The 15554-nt window shown below is 68.6% G+C and carries 18 protein-coding genes; 8 read left to right on the top strand and 10 right to left on the bottom strand.

Annotated elements, in window-relative coordinates:
* Positions 1–2: 2 nt before the first annotated feature.
* From FHD67_RS12745 to FHD67_RS12710, 8 genes are all read right to left on the bottom strand, one after another.
* Entirely contained in the window at positions 3–371 is a 369-nt protein-coding gene (locus tag FHD67_RS12745) for a hypothetical protein (protein ID WP_139598886.1), read from the bottom strand.
* A 95-nt stretch (positions 372–466) separates the two neighbouring features.
* Entirely contained in the window at positions 467–1153 is a 687-nt protein-coding gene (locus FHD67_RS12740) for an ABC transporter ATP-binding protein (protein WP_139598885.1), read from the bottom strand.
* Positions 1153–1893 carry an ABC transporter ATP-binding protein gene (locus tag FHD67_RS12735; protein WP_139598884.1) on the bottom strand — a complete coding sequence of 247 codons (741 nt, stop codon included), beginning with the start codon at positions 1891–1893 and terminating at the stop codon, positions 1153–1155. The genes FHD67_RS12740 and FHD67_RS12735 overlap by 1 nt, the downstream gene beginning before the upstream one ends.
* A complete protein-coding gene (locus tag FHD67_RS12730) occupies positions 1890–2834 on the bottom strand; it encodes a branched-chain amino acid ABC transporter permease (RefSeq protein WP_139598883.1) in 945 nt (314 codons plus the stop codon). The genes FHD67_RS12735 and FHD67_RS12730 overlap by 4 nt, the downstream gene beginning before the upstream one ends.
* Positions 2831–3748: a branched-chain amino acid ABC transporter permease gene (locus FHD67_RS12725; RefSeq protein WP_139598882.1), complete on the bottom strand. Its 918-nt coding sequence runs from the start codon at positions 3746–3748 to the stop codon at positions 2831–2833. The genes FHD67_RS12730 and FHD67_RS12725 overlap by 4 nt, the downstream gene beginning before the upstream one ends.
* Positions 3749–3752: 4 nt before the next feature.
* Complete coding sequence (locus FHD67_RS12720) at positions 3753–4916, bottom strand: ABC transporter substrate-binding protein (protein ID WP_046000169.1); 1164 nt, start codon at positions 4914–4916, stop codon at positions 3753–3755.
* Between the two features lie 176 nt (positions 4917–5092).
* Positions 5093–5833 (bottom strand): MipA/OmpV family protein, encoded by a 741-nt coding sequence (locus FHD67_RS12715; RefSeq protein WP_046000168.1) that lies wholly within the window; start codon positions 5831–5833, stop codon positions 5093–5095.
* 127 nt (positions 5834–5960) lie between these two features.
* A complete protein-coding gene (locus tag FHD67_RS12710) occupies positions 5961–7826 on the bottom strand; it encodes an ABC-F family ATP-binding cassette domain-containing protein (RefSeq protein ID WP_139598881.1) in 1866 nt (621 codons plus the stop codon).
* A 121-nt stretch (positions 7827–7947) separates the two neighbouring features.
* Between FHD67_RS12710 and FHD67_RS12705 the strand changes: the two genes are divergently transcribed.
* The 4 genes from FHD67_RS12705 to FHD67_RS12690 all read left to right on the top strand — a co-directional run bounded on the left by FHD67_RS12705 (position 7948) and on the right by FHD67_RS12690 (position 11132).
* On the top strand, positions 7948–9165 hold the full coding sequence (locus FHD67_RS12705) for a GTP-binding protein (protein WP_139598880.1): 1218 nt from the start codon (positions 7948–7950) through the stop codon (positions 9163–9165).
* Positions 9162–9794 (top strand): DUF1826 domain-containing protein, encoded by a 633-nt coding sequence (locus FHD67_RS12700; RefSeq protein ID WP_176695117.1) that lies wholly within the window; start codon positions 9162–9164, stop codon positions 9792–9794. Before FHD67_RS12705 ends, FHD67_RS12700 begins: the two co-directional genes overlap by 4 nt.
* Positions 9794–10057 (top strand): DUF6525 family protein, encoded by a 264-nt coding sequence (locus tag FHD67_RS12695; protein WP_139598908.1) that lies wholly within the window; start codon positions 9794–9796, stop codon positions 10055–10057. The genes FHD67_RS12700 and FHD67_RS12695 overlap by 1 nt, the downstream gene beginning before the upstream one ends.
* Positions 10058–10154: 97 nt before the next feature.
* Positions 10155–11132 (top strand): zinc-binding dehydrogenase, encoded by a 978-nt coding sequence (locus tag FHD67_RS12690; protein ID WP_139598878.1) that lies wholly within the window; start codon positions 10155–10157, stop codon positions 11130–11132.
* A 24-nt stretch (positions 11133–11156) separates the two neighbouring features.
* Here the strand turns inward: FHD67_RS12690 and FHD67_RS12685 are convergent, their stop codons facing one another.
* The gene (locus FHD67_RS12685) at positions 11157–11513 is read right to left on the bottom strand and encodes a YigZ family protein (protein ID WP_046000165.1); all 357 of its coding nucleotides are present in this window, start codon (positions 11511–11513) and stop codon (positions 11157–11159) included.
* On the bottom strand, positions 11513–11929 hold the full coding sequence (locus FHD67_RS12680; protein WP_046000164.1) for a Fur family transcriptional regulator: 417 nt from the start codon (positions 11927–11929) through the stop codon (positions 11513–11515). Before FHD67_RS12680 ends, FHD67_RS12685 begins: the two co-directional genes overlap by 1 nt.
* A gap of 97 nt (positions 11930–12026) precedes the next feature.
* Between FHD67_RS12680 and FHD67_RS12675 the strand changes: the two genes are divergently transcribed.
* From FHD67_RS12675 to FHD67_RS12660, 4 genes are all read left to right on the top strand, one after another.
* Complete coding sequence (locus FHD67_RS12675; protein ID WP_046000163.1) at positions 12027–12902, top strand: metal ABC transporter solute-binding protein, Zn/Mn family; 876 nt, start codon at positions 12027–12029, stop codon at positions 12900–12902.
* Positions 12895–13749, top strand: coding sequence for a manganese/iron ABC transporter ATP-binding protein (locus FHD67_RS12670; protein ID WP_046000162.1), 855 nt, complete (start codon positions 12895–12897; stop codon positions 13747–13749). The genes FHD67_RS12675 and FHD67_RS12670 overlap by 8 nt, the downstream gene beginning before the upstream one ends.
* Before the next feature lie 67 nt (positions 13750–13816).
* The gene (locus FHD67_RS12665) at positions 13817–14677 is read left to right on the top strand and encodes a metal ABC transporter permease (protein ID WP_046000161.1); all 861 of its coding nucleotides are present in this window, start codon (positions 13817–13819) and stop codon (positions 14675–14677) included.
* Complete coding sequence (locus tag FHD67_RS12660) at positions 14674–15489, top strand: metal ABC transporter permease (RefSeq protein WP_369799418.1); 816 nt, start codon at positions 14674–14676, stop codon at positions 15487–15489. Before FHD67_RS12665 ends, FHD67_RS12660 begins: the two co-directional genes overlap by 4 nt.
* The last annotated feature ends 65 nt before the right edge of the window (positions 15490–15554 follow it).

Genomic DNA, 15554 nt, shown 5'->3' with positions numbered 1-15554 from the left:
TCCTAATCGGGCAACCCGAATCGCAGCAGGTCGCGGGCAAAGCTGGTGAAATCGTCGGGCTGCAGGTCCCGGTCCGTGACGCTGAAATCCATCCGCTGGCCGGGCCGGTCGCCCTGGTCGGTCACGCGGTCCAGCTGTGCGGACAACGCCGTGGGCCCCGTGGCCAGGACGCGCAGGCGCATCCCGCCCTTCGGGTCCTGGGCGCGCAGCGCGTCGCACAGGGCATCGGCCTGGACCATGTCCACACCTTGGGCCGGGGCGCATTGGACGGTCGGTGCCTCACCGCCTCCGCCGGCATCGACGCGGCAGGCGGCCAGCATCAGCGGCGCGAAAGCAAGACCGAGGGTCACGATTCGCGCGGACGGACGCATGATGAATTCCTGAAAAAAACGGGCGGCAGTCGCCGCAGACCAATGCATCCTATTATGTCGCGCAGGCCGCGCCGGTAAAGGGGGATGTGCGTCCGTCAGACGCCCAGATGCCGTTCTGCCACAGCGGAATCGTTCAAAAGCTGCGCATTGTCGCCGGACCAGACAGTGCGGCCCTTCTCGATCACCACATGGCGGTCGGCAAAGCGGGTCAGGGCCGACAGGTTCTTGTCCACGATCAGGATCGCCTCGCCCTGGTCCTTCAGGCGGGTCAGGCAAGACCAGATCTCGTCCCGGATCAGGGGGGCCAGGCCCTCGGTCGCCTCGTCCAGCACGATCAGGCGGGGGTTGGTCATCAGCGCCCGGCCGATGGCCAGCATCTGCTGCTCGCCGCCCGACAGCTCGCTGCCCTTGTGGCCCATGCGTTCGGACAGGCGCGGGAACAGCTCAAGGACGCGCGACAGGGTCCAGTGGCCGGGGCGCGCGGTGGCGATCAGGTTCTCGCGCACGTCCAGCGTCGGAAAGACCTGCCGCCCCTCGGGGACCAGGCCCAGGCCCGCGCGCGCGATGCGGTGCGGCGCGGCGCGGGTCACGTCGCGCCCGTCGATGCTGACGCGCCCGCCCCGCGCCGCCAGCAGGCCAAAGATCGTGCTGATCGTCGTGGTCTTGCCCATGCCGTTGCGGCCCAGCAGGGTCACCACCTGCCCCTGCCCGACCGACAGGTGGATGTCGTGGAGGACCTGCGCCTCTCCGTAACCGGCCCGCAGCCCCTCGACGACCAGCATCACGCATCCCCCAGATAGGCGGCGCGCACCGCCGGATCGGCGCGGACCTGATCGGGCGTGCCGGTCGCGATGATCCGGCCATAGACCAGCACGCTGACCCGGTCGGCCAGCGCAAAGACCGCATCCATGTCATGTTCGATCAGCACCAGCGTCACCTGCCCCTTCAGGCCCGCCATGACCTGGACCAGGCGCTCGGCCTCGGCCCCGCTGGTCCCGGCCAGGGGCTCGTCCAGCAGCAACAGGCGCGGCCGCGTGGCCAGCGCGATGGCCAGCTCCAGCGCGCGTTTCTCTCCATGCGACAGGCTGCCCGCGCGGGTATCGGCGCGGTCGGCCAGACCGACGCGGGACAGCGCGTCCCGCGCCTGCGCGTTCAGCTCCGCATCCCTTGCGACCGGGGCGAAGAAGCGGAAGCTGCTGCCCGCATGGGCCTGCACGGCGGTGGCCACGTTCTCCAGCACGGTGAAGCCCGGCAGGATCGAGGTGATCTGAAAGCTGCGCGACATGCCCGCCCTGACCCGCGCGGGCATGGGGCGGCCCATCATCTCGGCCCCCGCAAAGCGGACCGAGCCCGCATCCGACCCCGCCTGCCCCGAGAGCTGCGCGATCAGCGTGGATTTCCCCGCGCCGTTCGGGCCGATGATGGCGTGAAGTTCCCCTTCGGTGACCTCCAGGTTCAGATCGTCGGTGACCTTCAGCGCGCCATAGGATTTGCGCAACCCGCGCACGGAGAGGAGGCTCATTTCCCGCGCCCCCTGAACAGCCCCGTCAGCCCGTCGCGCGAGAACAGCACGACCAGGATCAGCAGCGTGCCGAAGATCAGCCGCCAATGTTCGGTGAAGAGCGCCAGCCATTCCTCCAGCAGCAGCGCCAGCGTGGCCCCGGCGATGGCGCCCAGCAGGTTGCCGATGCCGCCCAGGACGACCATCACCACCAGCTCGCCCGAGCGGTGCCAATTCATGTAAGAGGGCGAGACGAAGCTGGCCTGATTGGCCAGGATCACCCCGGCGATGGCCGTCATCGCGCCCGAGATGACGAAGGCCGTCAGCTGGAATCGGAAGGGGGTGAAGCCCACCGCCTGCATCCGCAGCGGGTTTTCCCGCGCCCCGGTCAGAACCCGGCCGAACCGCGACCCGGTGATCGCGACACACAGCAGATAGAGGCCCAGCAGCATCGCCAGCGCCGCGTAATAGAGCACCCGGTCGTCGGCCAGCCAGTCCTGCCCCAGCACGGTCGACCGCGCCGTCAGCGTCACCCCGTCATCACCGCCATAGGCCGAGAGCGAGACGAAGAAGAAATAGGCCATCTGCGCGAAGGCCAGCGTGATCATGATGAAATAGATGCCCCGGGTGCGTAGGCTGATCGCCCCGGTGACCAGCGCGAAGGCCGCCCCCGCGACCACCGCCATGCCCAGATGCGCGCCCAGGTCGGTGATGCCCGCGCGCGACAGGATCGCCACCGCATAGGCGCCGATGCCTAGATAGGCCGCATGGCCAAAGCTGACCATGCCGCCATAGCCCAGGATCAGGTCCAGCGCCAAGGCGGCCATGGCAAAGGCCAGAATGCGCGTTGCCACCACCACCAGATAGGGGTCCCCCGTCAGCGCCGCGACCAGCGGCAAGAGGGCGAAACCGCCGAAGATCGCCCAGGCCGCCACCCGGCGGCGCATCAGCCAGCGGGTCATGGGCGCGCTCCAAACAGGCCCTGCGGCCGGGCGGCCAGGATCGCGGCCATCAGCACATAGACCAGCATCGGCGCCAGCACGCGCCCGGTCTGGGCGGCGGCGGATGGCTCCATAACCGCGCGCAGGATGATCGGGCCGAAGCTGCGGCCCAACGTGTCGACGATCCCCACCAGCAGCGCCCCCGCGAACGCCCCCTTGACCGAGCCGATGCCGCCGATGACGATCACCACGAAGGCCAGGATCAGCACGCTTTCCCCCATCCCCGGATCGACCGACAGGATGGGTGCCACCATCGCCCCCGCGAACCCCGCCAGCATCGCCCCGAAGGCGAAGATCACCGTGAACAGCCGCCCGATATCGACGCCAAGCGCGCCCACCATCGCGCGGTTGGTGGCGCCCGCCCGCAGGCGCATGCCGATGCGGGTGCGCGTGATGACCAGCCACAGCCCCACCGCGACCGCCAGCCCCGCCGCGATCACCACCAGCCGGAACACCGGATAGCGCAGGGCACCCACCAGCGGAACCGACCCCGACAGCGCATCGGGCGGCAGGATCGACAGCGGCAACTGGCCCCAGATGATCTTGACCAGTTCCGTCACCACCATGACCAGCCCGAAGGTCGCCAGCACCTGATCCAGATGCGGGCGGTCATAGAGCCTGCGAAAGATCAGCGCCTCCAGCACCAGCCCGATGACCAGCGTCGCGGGAAGGGTCAGCAGAAGGCCCAGCCCGTAACTGCCGGTCATGGACGCGAACATCACCACCAGATAGGCGCCGACCATGTAGATCACGCCATGGGCCAGGTTCACGAAATCCATGATCCCGAACACCAGGGTCAACCCCGCGGCGATCAGGAACAAGAGGACCCCCAGCTGCACCCCGTTCAGCAGCTGCAGCAGGAACAGGCTGGTCATCGGCTCAGTTCATCTGACAGTTGGCGGCGTAATTGTCCTGATAGTCGTCGAAGATCTTCTCGACGACCGAGGTGGCGAACTTGCCGTCCTCGCGCTGCACGACCGTGGTCAGGTAGAAGTCCTGGATCGGGAAGTGGTTGGGACCAAAGCTGAAATCGCCGCGGACCGAGGTGAAGGGCGCCCCCTCCAGCGCCGCGATCAGCGCGTCGCGGTCGGTTCCGCCCGCCTCGCGCAGCGCGCCGTCGATCAGGCGGGCCGCGTCATAGCCCTGCATGGCATAGACGCCGGGCACATGGCCGTATTTCGCCTCGTAGGCCGCGACGAAGGCGGCGTTTTCCGGCGTGTCCAGATCGGGCGCCCAGTTCGACCCGGCGAAGAAGCCCAGGGCCGCCTCGGCCTGCGCGGGCAGCGTCGCCTCATCCACGGTGAAGGCCGACAGGAAGGGGATGCCCTCCAGCCCGGCCTGGCGATACTGGCGCACCAGGTTCACGCCCATGCCGCCCGGCATGAAGGCAAAGACCGCATCGGGCTGCATCGCGGCGATCTGGGCCAGTTCGGCGGAATAGTCCAGCTGGCCCATCTGGGTGAAGATCTCTCCGGCGACGCCGCCGGTATAGCTCTTCTTGAAACCCGCCAGCGCATCCTGCCCGGCCTGATAGTTCGGGGCCAGCAGGAAGACGTTCTGGAACCCCTGCGCCTGCGCATGGGCGCCCATCACCTCGTGCATCTGGTCGTTCTGATAGGAGGTCGCGAAGAAGGCCTTGTTGCATTCCGCTCCGGCCAGGTTCGACGGACCTGCATTCGGGCTGATCAGGATGCCGCCGCCCTGGGTCACCGGCTGCACGATGGCGCCCGCGACGTTCGAGAAGATCGGCCCGACCACGATGTCCGCGCCGTTCCGTTCGACCAGTTCGCGGGCCTTGTTGGCGGCGACGTCGGGTTTCTGTTCGTCATCGACCACGATGATCTCGGTCGGGATGCCGCCCAGATCGCCGATCTCCTCTGCTGCCAGCAGGAAGCCGTCGCGCGCCATCTCTCCCAGAACGGCGCCGGGGCCGGAAAGCGTCAGCAGCACGCCCACGGTCAGCGTGTCGTCCTGCGCCATGGCCGGGGCGGCCAGGGCGGTCGTTGCGGCAAGCGCCGCGATCAGCGAACGGGTCTGGGTCATGGTGCGGTCTTTCCCTGTTGGCGGGGACCGCGTTGGTCGCGGCCCGGTTCGGATGCCTTGACACCAGAACGCAACAGGCGGGCGCGACCTGTCAAGAAATTATTTCAGGCTTAAAACATTTCGCCAAAAAAAGGGGCCGCGCCCCGCGCGACCCCGATCCGATGGCCCTGCGGCGATCAGAAACCGAAGGAGAAGCGGCGCGTCACGCCGAGGCGCAGCGAGGGTTGGTATTCGTCCTGGACCACCGGCGAATCGGCAGCGTCGCCGATCAGCTTGCCATAGCGCACCTCGCCCAGCAGGGCGGTCGTGTCGTTGATGGCATAGCGCGCCTCGAAGGTGATCGCGGCCTCGTTCAGACCGCCGCCGGGGGCGCTGGCGGGCAGGCCGCTGGTCACGCTTTCGGCGGGCGTCACGCCGAAATAAGTGTTGTTGAAGTCGTCATTGCCATAGACGACCTCGGCCCCGGACCACAGGGTCACGCGGTCGCTCAGCTCGGTGCGGTACTTCGCGCCGACCTCTCCGGTGATGCCCTCATGGCCCTCGAACCCGCGGCGCACGCTGCCATAGGCCGTCACCGGCCCCGCGCCATAGCTGACCCGCAGGCCCAGCTCATAGGCGCGGTCGATGTCGTCCAGCCCCGTCAGAGCCGCGTCGTCGCTGCTTTCACGCTTGCCCACGGTGCCAAAGGACGGCGCGATCGAGAATCCCTGCGCAGGGGCCGTACCGACCGGACCGAAGCCCGCGTCGCGCCAGATGATCCACGGCGCGACTTCGGCATCGTCGGCACCGGGATAGGCCGGGCGCAGGGCCGCACCGACGCCCAGATCGACCGAGAACGTGCGCCCCCCGGTTGCCCCGAAATCCTGCGCATGGGCGGGAACGGCGAACAGGACGGCAAGGGCCAAGGCATATTTCATGGGGGCGATTCCGCGCAAAAAGGGCTTTCCGGGTATCTATGGCCGTCCCCCGCAAGGCACAACCTGTCCGCTTCTCATCCTGGGCCATGCGCCGCATTTTCGCAACAGCGCGATGATCACCCCGCCGTCAGCCCTTTTCGGCCGCGTCCAGCTTTTCCAGCGCGGCCATCCACAGCTCCTCGGCGAAGGCCAGGGCGCGCACGGCCTCGGCCCGCTTCTTGCCCCATTTCTCGGCGTCGTAGGGATCGTTGTAGAGGCCCGGATCGGCCAGCTTGACGTCCAGCTTGCCCATCATCTCGGTCAGCTTCTGGACCCGCTCCTCGGACTTGCGCACGTCCGACCGCAGGGCCAGCACCGCATCGCGGTTCGGCTTTTTCGGGGCGGCGGGCTTTGGCGCCTCGGGGGTCTTCTCGCCGGACTTCTCGGCGGGCGCGTCGCCAGACAGCAGGAACTTGCGGTAATCATCCAGATCGCCCTCGTAGGGGGCGACAGCGCCGTCCTTGACCAGCCACAGCCGGTCCGCGACCAGTCCCAGCAGGTGCATGTCGTGGCTGACCAGCACGACCGCGCCGGTGTAATCGTTCAGCGCCTCGGACAGGGCCTCGCGGCTTTCGATGTCCAGGTGGTTGGTCGGTTCGTCCAGGATCAGCAGATGCGGCGCGTCGATCGTGGCCAGCAGCAGCGACAGGCGCGCCTTCTGGCCGCCGGACAGGGCGCGGACCTTGGTCTCGACCTGCGCCTCCATCAGGCCGAAACCGGCAAGGCGGGCGCGCTGGCGCGCCTGCGCCTCGTTCGGGCGCACGGCGCGGATGTGGTCCAGCGGCGTGTCGTCCAGCGACAGCTCGTCGACCTGGTGCTGGGCGAAATAGCCGACGCGCAGCTTGTTCGACTGCACCACCTTGCCGGCCATCGGCGTCAGGCGCCCGGCCAGCAGCTTGGACAGCGTCGACTTGCCCTGGCCGTTGCGGCCCAGCAGCGCGATGCGGTCGTCCTGATCGATGCGCAGCCCCAGGCGCGACAGCACGGTGCGGTCGCCATAGCCGACATTGACCCCCTCCATCGCGACGATGGGGGGCGACAGCTCCTCGGGCTGAGGAAAGCTGAAACGGAAGAACTTGGCCTCTTCGGGCGCGGTGATCGGCTCCATCTTGGCCAGTGCCTTGACGCGGGCCTGGGCCTGGCGGGCCTTGCTGGCCTTGGCACCAAAGCGGTCGACGAAGCTTTGCAGATGGGCGCGGCGTTCGGTCTGCTTCTTGGCCTCGGCGGCCTGCAATGCACGCTTTTCGGCGCGGATGCGGGTGAAGCTGTCATAGCCGCCGGTATACAGCGTCAGCTTCTTGTCCTCGACATGCAGGATATGGCCGACGGCGCGGTTCAGCAGGCCGCGGTCGTGGCTGATGATGATGACCGTGTGCGGATAGCGGGCCAGATAGGTTTCCAGCCACAGCGCGCCTTCCAGGTCCAGATAGTTGGTCGGTTCGTCCAGAAGCAGCAGGTCGGGCTGCGCGAACAGCACCCCCGCCAGCGCCACGCGCATCCGCCAGCCGCCGCTGAAGTCGCTGGTCGGTCGCTGCTGGTCTGTGGTGTCGAAGCCCAGCCCGTCCAGGATCGTCGCGGCGCGAGCCTCGGCCGACCAAGCGTCGATGTCGGTCAGGCGGGTCTGGATGTCCGCGATGCGGTGCGCGTCCGTCGCGGTCAGCGATTCCGCCATCAGGGCGGTGCGTTCCTGGTCTGCCTCCAGGACGGTCTCCAGCACGGACAACGCGGTCGCGGCCGATTCCTGGGCCACGCCGCCGATGCGGGCGCGCGTCGGCAGGCTGATGGCGCCGCCGTCCAGGCCCAGTTCGCCGCGGATCAGCTTGAACAGCGTCGTCTTGCCCGCGCCGTTCGGACCCACAAGGCCGACCTTGTGCCCTTCGGGCACGGATGCCGAGGCGCCGGCGAACAGCGGGCGGCCCTGGATGGAATAGGAGATGTCATCGATGTGCAGCATCCGCGCGGCATGGCCCATCGGGGGCGGGTCGTCAATGGGGCGGGCAAGGCAGGCTGCAGGATTGTCATCAGTAATGTTATACTATAACTAATTTGACCAGCCACAGCACCGAGGACCTGCCATGACCCACGATCCCCGCCTGCCCGTCACCGTCCTGTCCGGCTTTCTGGGCGCCGGCAAGACGACCCTGCTGAACGCCGTCCTGAACAATCGCGACGGGCTGCGCGTCGCCGTCATCGTCAACGACATGTCCGAGGTGAACATCGACGCCGACCTGGTCCGCGCCGAGGGCGGCATGTCGCAGACCCAGGAGACCCTGGTCGAGATGTCGAACGGCTGCATCTGCTGCACCCTGCGCGAGGACCTGCTGCTGGAGGTGCGCCGCCTGGCCCAAGCGGGGCGGTTCGACTATCTACTGATCGAATCGACCGGGATCAGCGAGCCGCTGCCCGTCGCCACCACCTTCGAGTTCGCGGATGACAGCGGCGCCAGCCTGTCCGACGTGGCGCGGCTGGACACGATGGTGACGGTGGTCGATGCGGTGAACCTGACGGCCGACTTCTCCAGCCACGATTTCCTGTCAGACCGTGGAGAGGTGATGGGCGACGCCGATGCGCGCACGCTGGTCGATCTGCTGACCGACCAGATGGAATTCGCCGACGTGATCGTGCTGAACAAATGCAGCGATGCCGGTCCCGCCCGCGTGGACGCCGCGCGCAAGATCATCCGCGCGCTGAACGCCGACGCGCGCATCATCGAGACGGATCACAGCCGCGTCGCGCCCCGCGACATCCTGAACACCGGCCTGTTTGATTTCGACCGCGCCCATACCCATCCGATGTGGGCCAAGGAGCTGTATGGCCATGCCGACCACACCCCCGAGACCGAGGAATACGGCGTCGCCAGCTTCGTCTATCGCGCCCGCCAGCCGTTCGAGCCGCGCAAGATCCACGAGCTGCTGAACGGCCCCCTGCCCGGCGTGATCCGCGCCAAGGGGCATTTCTGGGTCGCCACGCGGCCCGACTGGGTGGCCGAGTTCTCTCTGGCGGGGGCGCTGTCCTCGGTCCGGCCCCTGGGGCAGTGGTGGGCCTCGGTCCCGCGCGACCGCTGGCCGACCCACCCCGAGGGGCGCGCCTATCTGGACGCGCATTGGTCCGACCCCTTCGGCGACCGGCGGCAGGAGCTGGTCTTCATCGGCACCGGCATGGACGAGGATCGCATCCGCGCCCGCCTGGACGCCTGCCTTCTGGGCGAGGAATGGGGCGACAACCCGGCCGGCTGGACCGCCCTGCCCGACCCCTTCCCCGCCTGGCGCCGCGCGACGGAGGTCGCGGCATGAACCAGCGCGTCGCCCTGCGCCCGACCCCCGCCCCCGCGACGGCGATGAACAGCGGCCACGATCCACGCGTGCTGGGGACGATCGCGCTGCCCGGCGTCGCGGTCGCGCTGTGGCAGCGGACCACCGATCCTGCATGGCAGGCCTGGCTGGACGCGCTGCCGCCGGACCGGTTGCCGCGTCTGCGCCAGGCCCTGCGCCCGCAGGACGCCGCGACGGCCCTGCGCCATGCCTGCGACGCGGCCGCGCTGGCGGATTGCGATCACCGCAGGGCGCTGATCGACCAGATCGCCGAGCTGGCGCAGCACGCGGCGCTTTCCCTGGGCGCGTTGATGGTTACCCTGCGGGTCGAGGTCACCGATGGCCAGTCCTGTCCGAAATGGCATCTGGATGCAGTGCGCGCACGGCTGCTTTGCACCCTGCGCGGAGCGGGCACGCAGTTCGGTCCCGTCAGTGGTCCGGCCCAGGTCGACCGCATCCAGCAGATGCCCATGGGCACCGCCGCCCTGTTCCGCGGCCGCAGCTGGGGGGCCCAGCCGACGGGCATCCTGCACCGGTCGCCGCCCGCCATCCCCGGCCAGACGCGGCTGCTGGTGGTGGTTGATCCGGTGGAGGAGGCCGCATCGTGCTGATGCGCCGCTGTGCCAATCTGGGCCGGACCGCGCAGCGCCAGCGGCGGCGCACGCGCGACCCCATGGCGGCCTTCGACGCGCTGCCTGCGCCGCTGCGCGCCTGGCTGAGCCGCGCCGCCCTCCCTTGGTCGCCCGCCTCCTGCCTGCGCATCTGGCAGCGACAACGGGCACGGGGGGCCACGATCGACCAGATCCTGGCCACCCTGGATCGGGCCGAAGCGCGGGCGCTGGCCCGCGAGGTTCCCGCCGAACGGGCCGCTTGACGCGGAGTCATCCTGTCGCCGCCCGCGCGCCGGCACTGGCAACGGCGGGGGGCAATGCCTAGGTCAGCTGCAACGAACAGGACCGAAAGGATATCTTATGCGCAGCGTCACCCATGACCGCTTCGGCGAACCCGCCGATGTGCTGCAGTCGACCGACACCGACCGTCCCGCCCCGCAGGACGGCGAGCTGCTGGTCCGCGTGCTTCTGTCGCCCATCCACAATCACGACCTGTGGACCATCCGCGGCAATTACGGCGTGCGTCCCGACCTGCCCGCCACCGCCGGCAGCGAGGCCGTGGGCATCGTCGAGGAGACCGGCCCCGGCGTCGACCCCGCCCTGAAGGGCCGCCGCGTCGCCGTCGCGGGCCTCAAGGGGTCCTGGGCCGAATACGCCGTGGCCCAGGCCGCCGGCGCCATCCCCGTCCCCGACGAGATGCCAGACGCGGCCGCGGCCCAGCTGATCGCCATGCCCTTCAGCGCCATCACGCTGCTGGAATTCCTGCACGTGTCGCGCGGTGACTGGGTGATCCAGACCGCCGCCAACGGCGCGGTGGGCAAGATCATGGCCGTGCTGGCGCAGTCGCGCGGCGTGCGCCTGCTGAACCTGGTCCGCCGCCCCGAAGCGGTCGAGGAGCTGACCGCGATGGGCATGACCGACGTCATCTCGACCAGCGACCCGGACTGGGTGGCCAAGGCGCGCGCGATCGTGGGCAAGGACGGCGCCCGCGCGGCGGTCGATTCCGTGGGCGGCGCGGTCGCGGCCGGGCTGGTCGACCTGCTGGGGACCGAGGGGCTGCTGGTCACCTTCGGTTCGACCACCGGAGAGGACCTGCAGCTGCCTGCCGGGCCGATCATCTTCAAGCACCTGTCCGTCAAGGGCTTCTGGGGTGCCAAGGTGATGCCCGCCACCCCGGCAGAGGATCGCCAGCGCATGTTCGGCGAACTGATCGGGCTGGTCATGGACGGCAAGCTGGACTTGACCGCGGGCGGCATCTTCGGGCTGGACGAACCGACCCAGGCCGTGACCGCCGCCCTGACGCCGGGCCGCACCGGCAAGGTGATGTTCCGGCCCTGACCAAGGGGGTGACCCGTTGCCGGGTCAGCCCGCCCCCGTCTCTCGCAGGTAATGGCGCACCGCATCGGCGACATGCCGGAACCGGTCCCCGCCCAGATGCTTGCCGCCGTACCAGCGCGTGACGATGACCACATGATCCTGCAGGCCGGCGCGCTCCAGCATCTGCAGGATCAGCTGCCCCGCGCCGCTTTCCCCATCATCATCCTTGACGCCCTCGTCGCCCAGGATGGCGGCCCAGCTGTGATGGGTGGCCTTTTGGAACCGCTTGACCCGCGTCAGCTCGGCCAGCATCGCGGCGACCGCCGCCCGGTCGGCGGCCGGCCCGCCCGACACCGCATAGCGCGACCCTCGATCGCTGATGATCTTGTCGAATACCTGCATCAGCGCCGCCGCACATACAGCTCCAGCCGGTGATGGACGATGTCATATCCCATCTCGGCGGCGATCTCGGCCTGCAGCCGCTCGATCCGTTCGTTGGTGAACTCCATGACCTCGCCGCTGTCCACGTCGATCATGTGGTCGTGGTGGCGCTGATCGGCGGCCTCCCAGCGGGCGGGCTCTCCTTGGAATTCCAGCTTCTCGATCACGCCCTGCGCCTGCAGCGTCGTCAGCGTGCGATAGACCGTGGCCAGCGACACCCCCGCCCCGGCGGTGACCGCCCGGGCATGCAGCTCGGCCGCGTCCGGATGATCGTCGGCCGCGGCGATCACCTGCAGCAGCGCCGCGCGCTGACGCGTGACGCGGACCCCCGCATCCCGCAACGCCTGCTCCAACCTGTCCGCACGTCGTCTGGTCATGCGCGCATTCTGCCGCAGCCGGGGTCCAGTTGCAACTGGTTCTCAACTGTTGACAGTTGCGAACCGTTCGCAGATAACAGGGGCATTGGAGGATGCGATGTATCGATTCCTAACGCCGTTCCTGTTCCTGATCCCGACCCATGCGACCGCCGACCAGCTGCAGGTCGCCACCAGTTTCACCATCATCGCCGACATGGCCCGCAACGTTGGCGGCCACTTGGCCGAGGTCCGCTCGATCACCCCGCCGGGGGCCGAGATCCACGACTATCAACCCAGCCCGCGCGACATCATCGGCATCGCCGATGCGGACCTGGTGCTGGTCAACGGGCTGAATCTGGACGGATGGGCGCAGCAATACCTGGACCGTGCGGGCGACGTGCCCATCGTCACGGTGACGCAGGGCATCGACCCCCTGCCGATCCGCAGCGGAGATTACGAAGGCAAGCCCAACCCCCATGCCTGGATGGCGCTGGATTCGGCACAGATCTATGTCGACAACATCGCCGCCGCGATGGCCCAGGCCGACCCCGACAACGCCGCCGCCTATGCCGCGAATGCGGACGACTACAAGCAGCAGATCGCCGATGTCGTGGGCCCGCTGCGCGACGCCGCCCGCGCCCTGCCCCAGGATCGTCGCTATCTGGTCACCTCCGAAGGCGCCTTCAGCTATCTGGCCCGCGATTTCGGCCTGACCGAGATGTATCTCTGGCCCATCAACGCCGAAGGCCAGGGCACGCCCCAGCAGGTCCGCGCCCTGATCGACCGAATGCGCGAAACGGGCGCCCCGGTGATCTTCTCCGAAAGCACCATCTCGGACCGTCCCGCCCGCAGCATCGCGGCCGAGACCGGGGCCGACTATGGCGGCGTCCTCTATGTGGACAGCCTGTCGGAGACGGACGGGCCGGTGCCGACCTATCTGGACCTCCTGCGCGTCACGTCGCAGACCATCGTGGACGCGCTGGCCGATGGCTGATCCCCTGGGCATCGAGGTGGCCGACCTGACCGTCGCCTATCGCAACGGCCACCGCGCCCTGGCGCAGGCCAGCTTCACCGTGCCGCAGGGCTCGGTCACCGCGCTGGTGGGCGTGAACGGCGCGGGAAAATCGACGCTGTTCAAGGCGCTGATGGACCTGCTGCCCCACGCCACGGGTCAGGTGCGCATCCTGGGCCTGACCGTGCGCCAGGCCCTGTCGCGCAACCTGGTCGCCTATGTCCCACAGGCGGAGGAGGTCGACTGGACCTTCCCCGTGCTGGTGCGCGACGTGGTGATGATGGGCCGCTACGGCCATATGGGCTTCCTGCGCCGCGCCCGCCCTGCCGACCGACAGGCGGTGACCGACGCACTGGCCCGCGTCGGACTGACCGATTACGCCACCCGCCAGATCGGCGAACTGTCCGGCGGCCAGAAGAAGCGCGTCTTCCTGGCACGCGCGCTGGCGCAGGAGGCGCGGGTGATCCTGCTGGACGAACCCTTCACCGGCGTCGACGTGCAGACCGAACAGACGATCATCACGCTTCTGCGCCAGATGCGCGACGAAGGCAGGGTGATGCTGGTCTCGACCCATGACCTGGGCTCGGTCCCCGAATATTGCGACCGCGTTGTGCTGGTCAAAGGCACGGTGCTGGCCTTCGGCCCGACCGAGACGACCTTCACACCCGCCAACCTGCGCCAGGCCTTTGGCGGCACGCTGCGCCACTTCATGCTGGGCGGCACCGACCTGCATGACGACGCCGACGCGCGCAACGTGGACGTCTTCACCGACGACGAACGCCCGCTGATCTTCTACGACGACCGTCACCGGACAGGGGGCGGCGCATGAGCGTTTCTCCTTTGCCCCAATACCCTGCGGGGGTGCGGGGGTGCAAAACCCCCGCGCGCGACGCCCGATGATCGAGCTGGCCCTGACCCCCTTCACCTATGGCTACATGACGACCGCGATCTGGGTCTCGGCCCTGATCGGCGGCGTCTGCGCGTTCCTGTCAGCCTATCTGATGCTCAAGGGCTGGAGCCTGATCGGCGACGCGCTGTCCCATTCCATCGTGCCGGGCGTGGCGGGGGCCTATATGCTGGGCCTGCCCTTCGCGCTTGGCGCGTTCCTGTCGGGAGGGCTTGCAGCGCTGACCATGCTGTTCCTGAACACCCGCACGGGGCTGAAACAGGACGCGATCATCGGGCTGATCTTCACGGGCTTCTTCGGCATCGGGCTGTTCATGGTGTCTCTGAACCCGGTCGCGGTGGACCTTCAGGCGATCACCATGGGCAACATCCTGGCCATCGCGCCGGGCGACGTGATCCAACTGGTGCTGATCTCGGGCGTCTCGCTGGCGATCCTTTTGATGAAGTGGCGCGACCTGATGGTGGTCTTCTTCGATGAGGTCCACGCCCGCACCATCGGCCTGCATCCGAACCGCATGAAGGCGCTGTTCTTCACCCTGCTGGCGGCCTCGACCGTGGCGGCGATGCAGACCGTCGGCGCCTTCCTGGTCATCGCCCTGGTGGTGACGCCGGGGGCCACGGCCTATCTGCTGACCGACCGCTTTCCGCGGCTGATCGTAATCTCGGTCGTGATCGGCACGACGACCTCGGCAATCGGCGCCTATGCCAGCTTCTTCCTGGATGGGGCCACGGGCGGTATCATCGTGACGCTGCAGACGCTGATCTTCCTGGCGGCCTTCGTCTTCGCCCCCACACACGGGCTGTGCGCCACGCGCCGCCGCGCCCGCGATGCCGTCAGGGCGCAGCCGTGAACGCGCTGATCCTGCCCTTCACCTTTCCCGTCATGGCGGACGCGGCGCTGATCGCGGTGATCGTCGCGGTCCCCGCCGCGCTGCTGTCCTGCTTCCTGGTCCTCAAGAGCTGGGCGCTGATGGGCGACGGGATCAGCCACGCGGTCCTGCCAGGCATCGTGCTGGCCTATGCCCTGGGCCTGCCCCTGCTGGTCGGGGCCTTCGCGGCGGGCATGGTCTGCGCGCTGTCCTCGGGCTGGCTGGACGCCAACAGCCGCATCAAGTCCGACACCGCGCTTGGCGTCGTCATGGCGGGCATGTTCGCGGTCGGGCTGATCCTCTTCACGGTCTTTCCGCCCGGCGTGCATCTGGACCATATCCTGTTCGGCAACATCCTGGGCATCGGGCCGGGCGATTTCGCCCAGGCCCTGCCCATCGCCGCCGCCGTGACGCTGGCGCTCCTGCTGAAATGGCGGGACTTCGCGCTGCTGGCCTTCGATCCGGTGCAGGCGCGGGTGTCGGGGCTGCGGGTGGGCTGGCTGCATTACGGGATGCTGGCGATGATCGCGGCCTCGGTCGTGGCGATGCTGTCGGCGGTTGGGATCATCCTGGCCGTGGGGCTGCTGATCGCGCCCGGCGCCATCGCCTTCCTGCTGACCCGCCGGCTGGCCGTGATGATGGCGCTGGCCACAGTCATCGCGGTCGCGGCCAGCCTGGCAGGCATCTGGGCCAGCTTCTGGCTGGACAGCGCGCCCGCCCCCACGATCATCGTGATCCTGACCGCGGTCTTCGTTCTGGCCTTTGCCTGGCGGCAGATGGCGCCGCGCGCGTGAACGGCGGCGCCTGACCCCTTTCCCGCCCCGCGCGGACATGCCAGCATGGTTGCGCCATCAGGAGG

It is taken from the genome of Paracoccus haeundaensis, from assembly GCF_006239215.1.
GTDB classification, from domain to species: domain Bacteria; phylum Pseudomonadota; class Alphaproteobacteria; order Rhodobacterales; family Rhodobacteraceae; genus Paracoccus; species Paracoccus marcusii.
The sequence above is the reverse complement of the archived record's forward strand: the minus strand, read 5'-3'. Positions and strand labels throughout refer to the sequence as shown.

Coding starts and splice junctions, on each gene's coding strand:
- FHD67_RS12670 (WP_046000162.1), top strand. CDS start 12,895: ATGGCTGATCCCCTGGGCATCGAGGTGGCCGACCTGACCGTCGCCTAT.
- FHD67_RS12680 (WP_046000164.1), bottom strand. CDS start 11,929: ATGACCAGACGACGTGCGGACAGGTTGGAGCAGGCGTTGCGGGATGCG.
- FHD67_RS12690 (WP_139598878.1), top strand. CDS start 10,155: ATGCGCAGCGTCACCCATGACCGCTTCGGCGAACCCGCCGATGTGCTG.
- FHD67_RS12695 (WP_139598908.1), top strand. CDS start 9,794: ATGCGCCGCTGTGCCAATCTGGGCCGGACCGCGCAGCGCCAGCGGCGG.
- FHD67_RS12730 (WP_139598883.1), bottom strand. CDS start 2,834: ATGACCCGCTGGCTGATGCGCCGCCGGGTGGCGGCCTGGGCGATCTTC.
- FHD67_RS12715 (WP_046000168.1), bottom strand. CDS start 5,833: ATGAAATATGCCTTGGCCCTTGCCGTCCTGTTCGCCGTTCCCGCCCAT.
- FHD67_RS12675 (WP_046000163.1), top strand. CDS start 12,027: ATGTATCGATTCCTAACGCCGTTCCTGTTCCTGATCCCGACCCATGCG.
- FHD67_RS12665 (WP_046000161.1), top strand. CDS start 13,817: ATGATCGAGCTGGCCCTGACCCCCTTCACCTATGGCTACATGACGACC.
- FHD67_RS12705 (WP_139598880.1), top strand. CDS start 7,948: ATGACCCACGATCCCCGCCTGCCCGTCACCGTCCTGTCCGGCTTTCTG.
- FHD67_RS12710 (WP_139598881.1), bottom strand. CDS start 7,826: ATGCTGCACATCGATGACATCTCCTATTCCATCCAGGGCCGCCCGCTG.
- FHD67_RS12725 (WP_139598882.1), bottom strand. CDS start 3,748: ATGACCAGCCTGTTCCTGCTGCAGCTGCTGAACGGGGTGCAGCTGGGG.
- FHD67_RS12740 (WP_139598885.1), bottom strand. CDS start 1,153: ATGCTGGTCGTCGAGGGGCTGCGGGCCGGTTACGGAGAGGCGCAGGTC.
- FHD67_RS12745 (WP_139598886.1), bottom strand. CDS start 371: ATGCGTCCGTCCGCGCGAATCGTGACCCTCGGTCTTGCTTTCGCGCCG.
- FHD67_RS12735 (WP_139598884.1), bottom strand. CDS start 1,893: ATGAGCCTCCTCTCCGTGCGCGGGTTGCGCAAATCCTATGGCGCGCTG.
- FHD67_RS12700 (WP_176695117.1), top strand. CDS start 9,162: ATGAACCAGCGCGTCGCCCTGCGCCCGACCCCCGCCCCCGCGACGGCG.
- FHD67_RS12720 (WP_046000169.1), bottom strand. CDS start 4,916: ATGACCCAGACCCGTTCGCTGATCGCGGCGCTTGCCGCAACGACCGCC.
- FHD67_RS12685 (WP_046000165.1), bottom strand. CDS start 11,513: ATGCAGGTATTCGACAAGATCATCAGCGATCGAGGGTCGCGCTATGCG.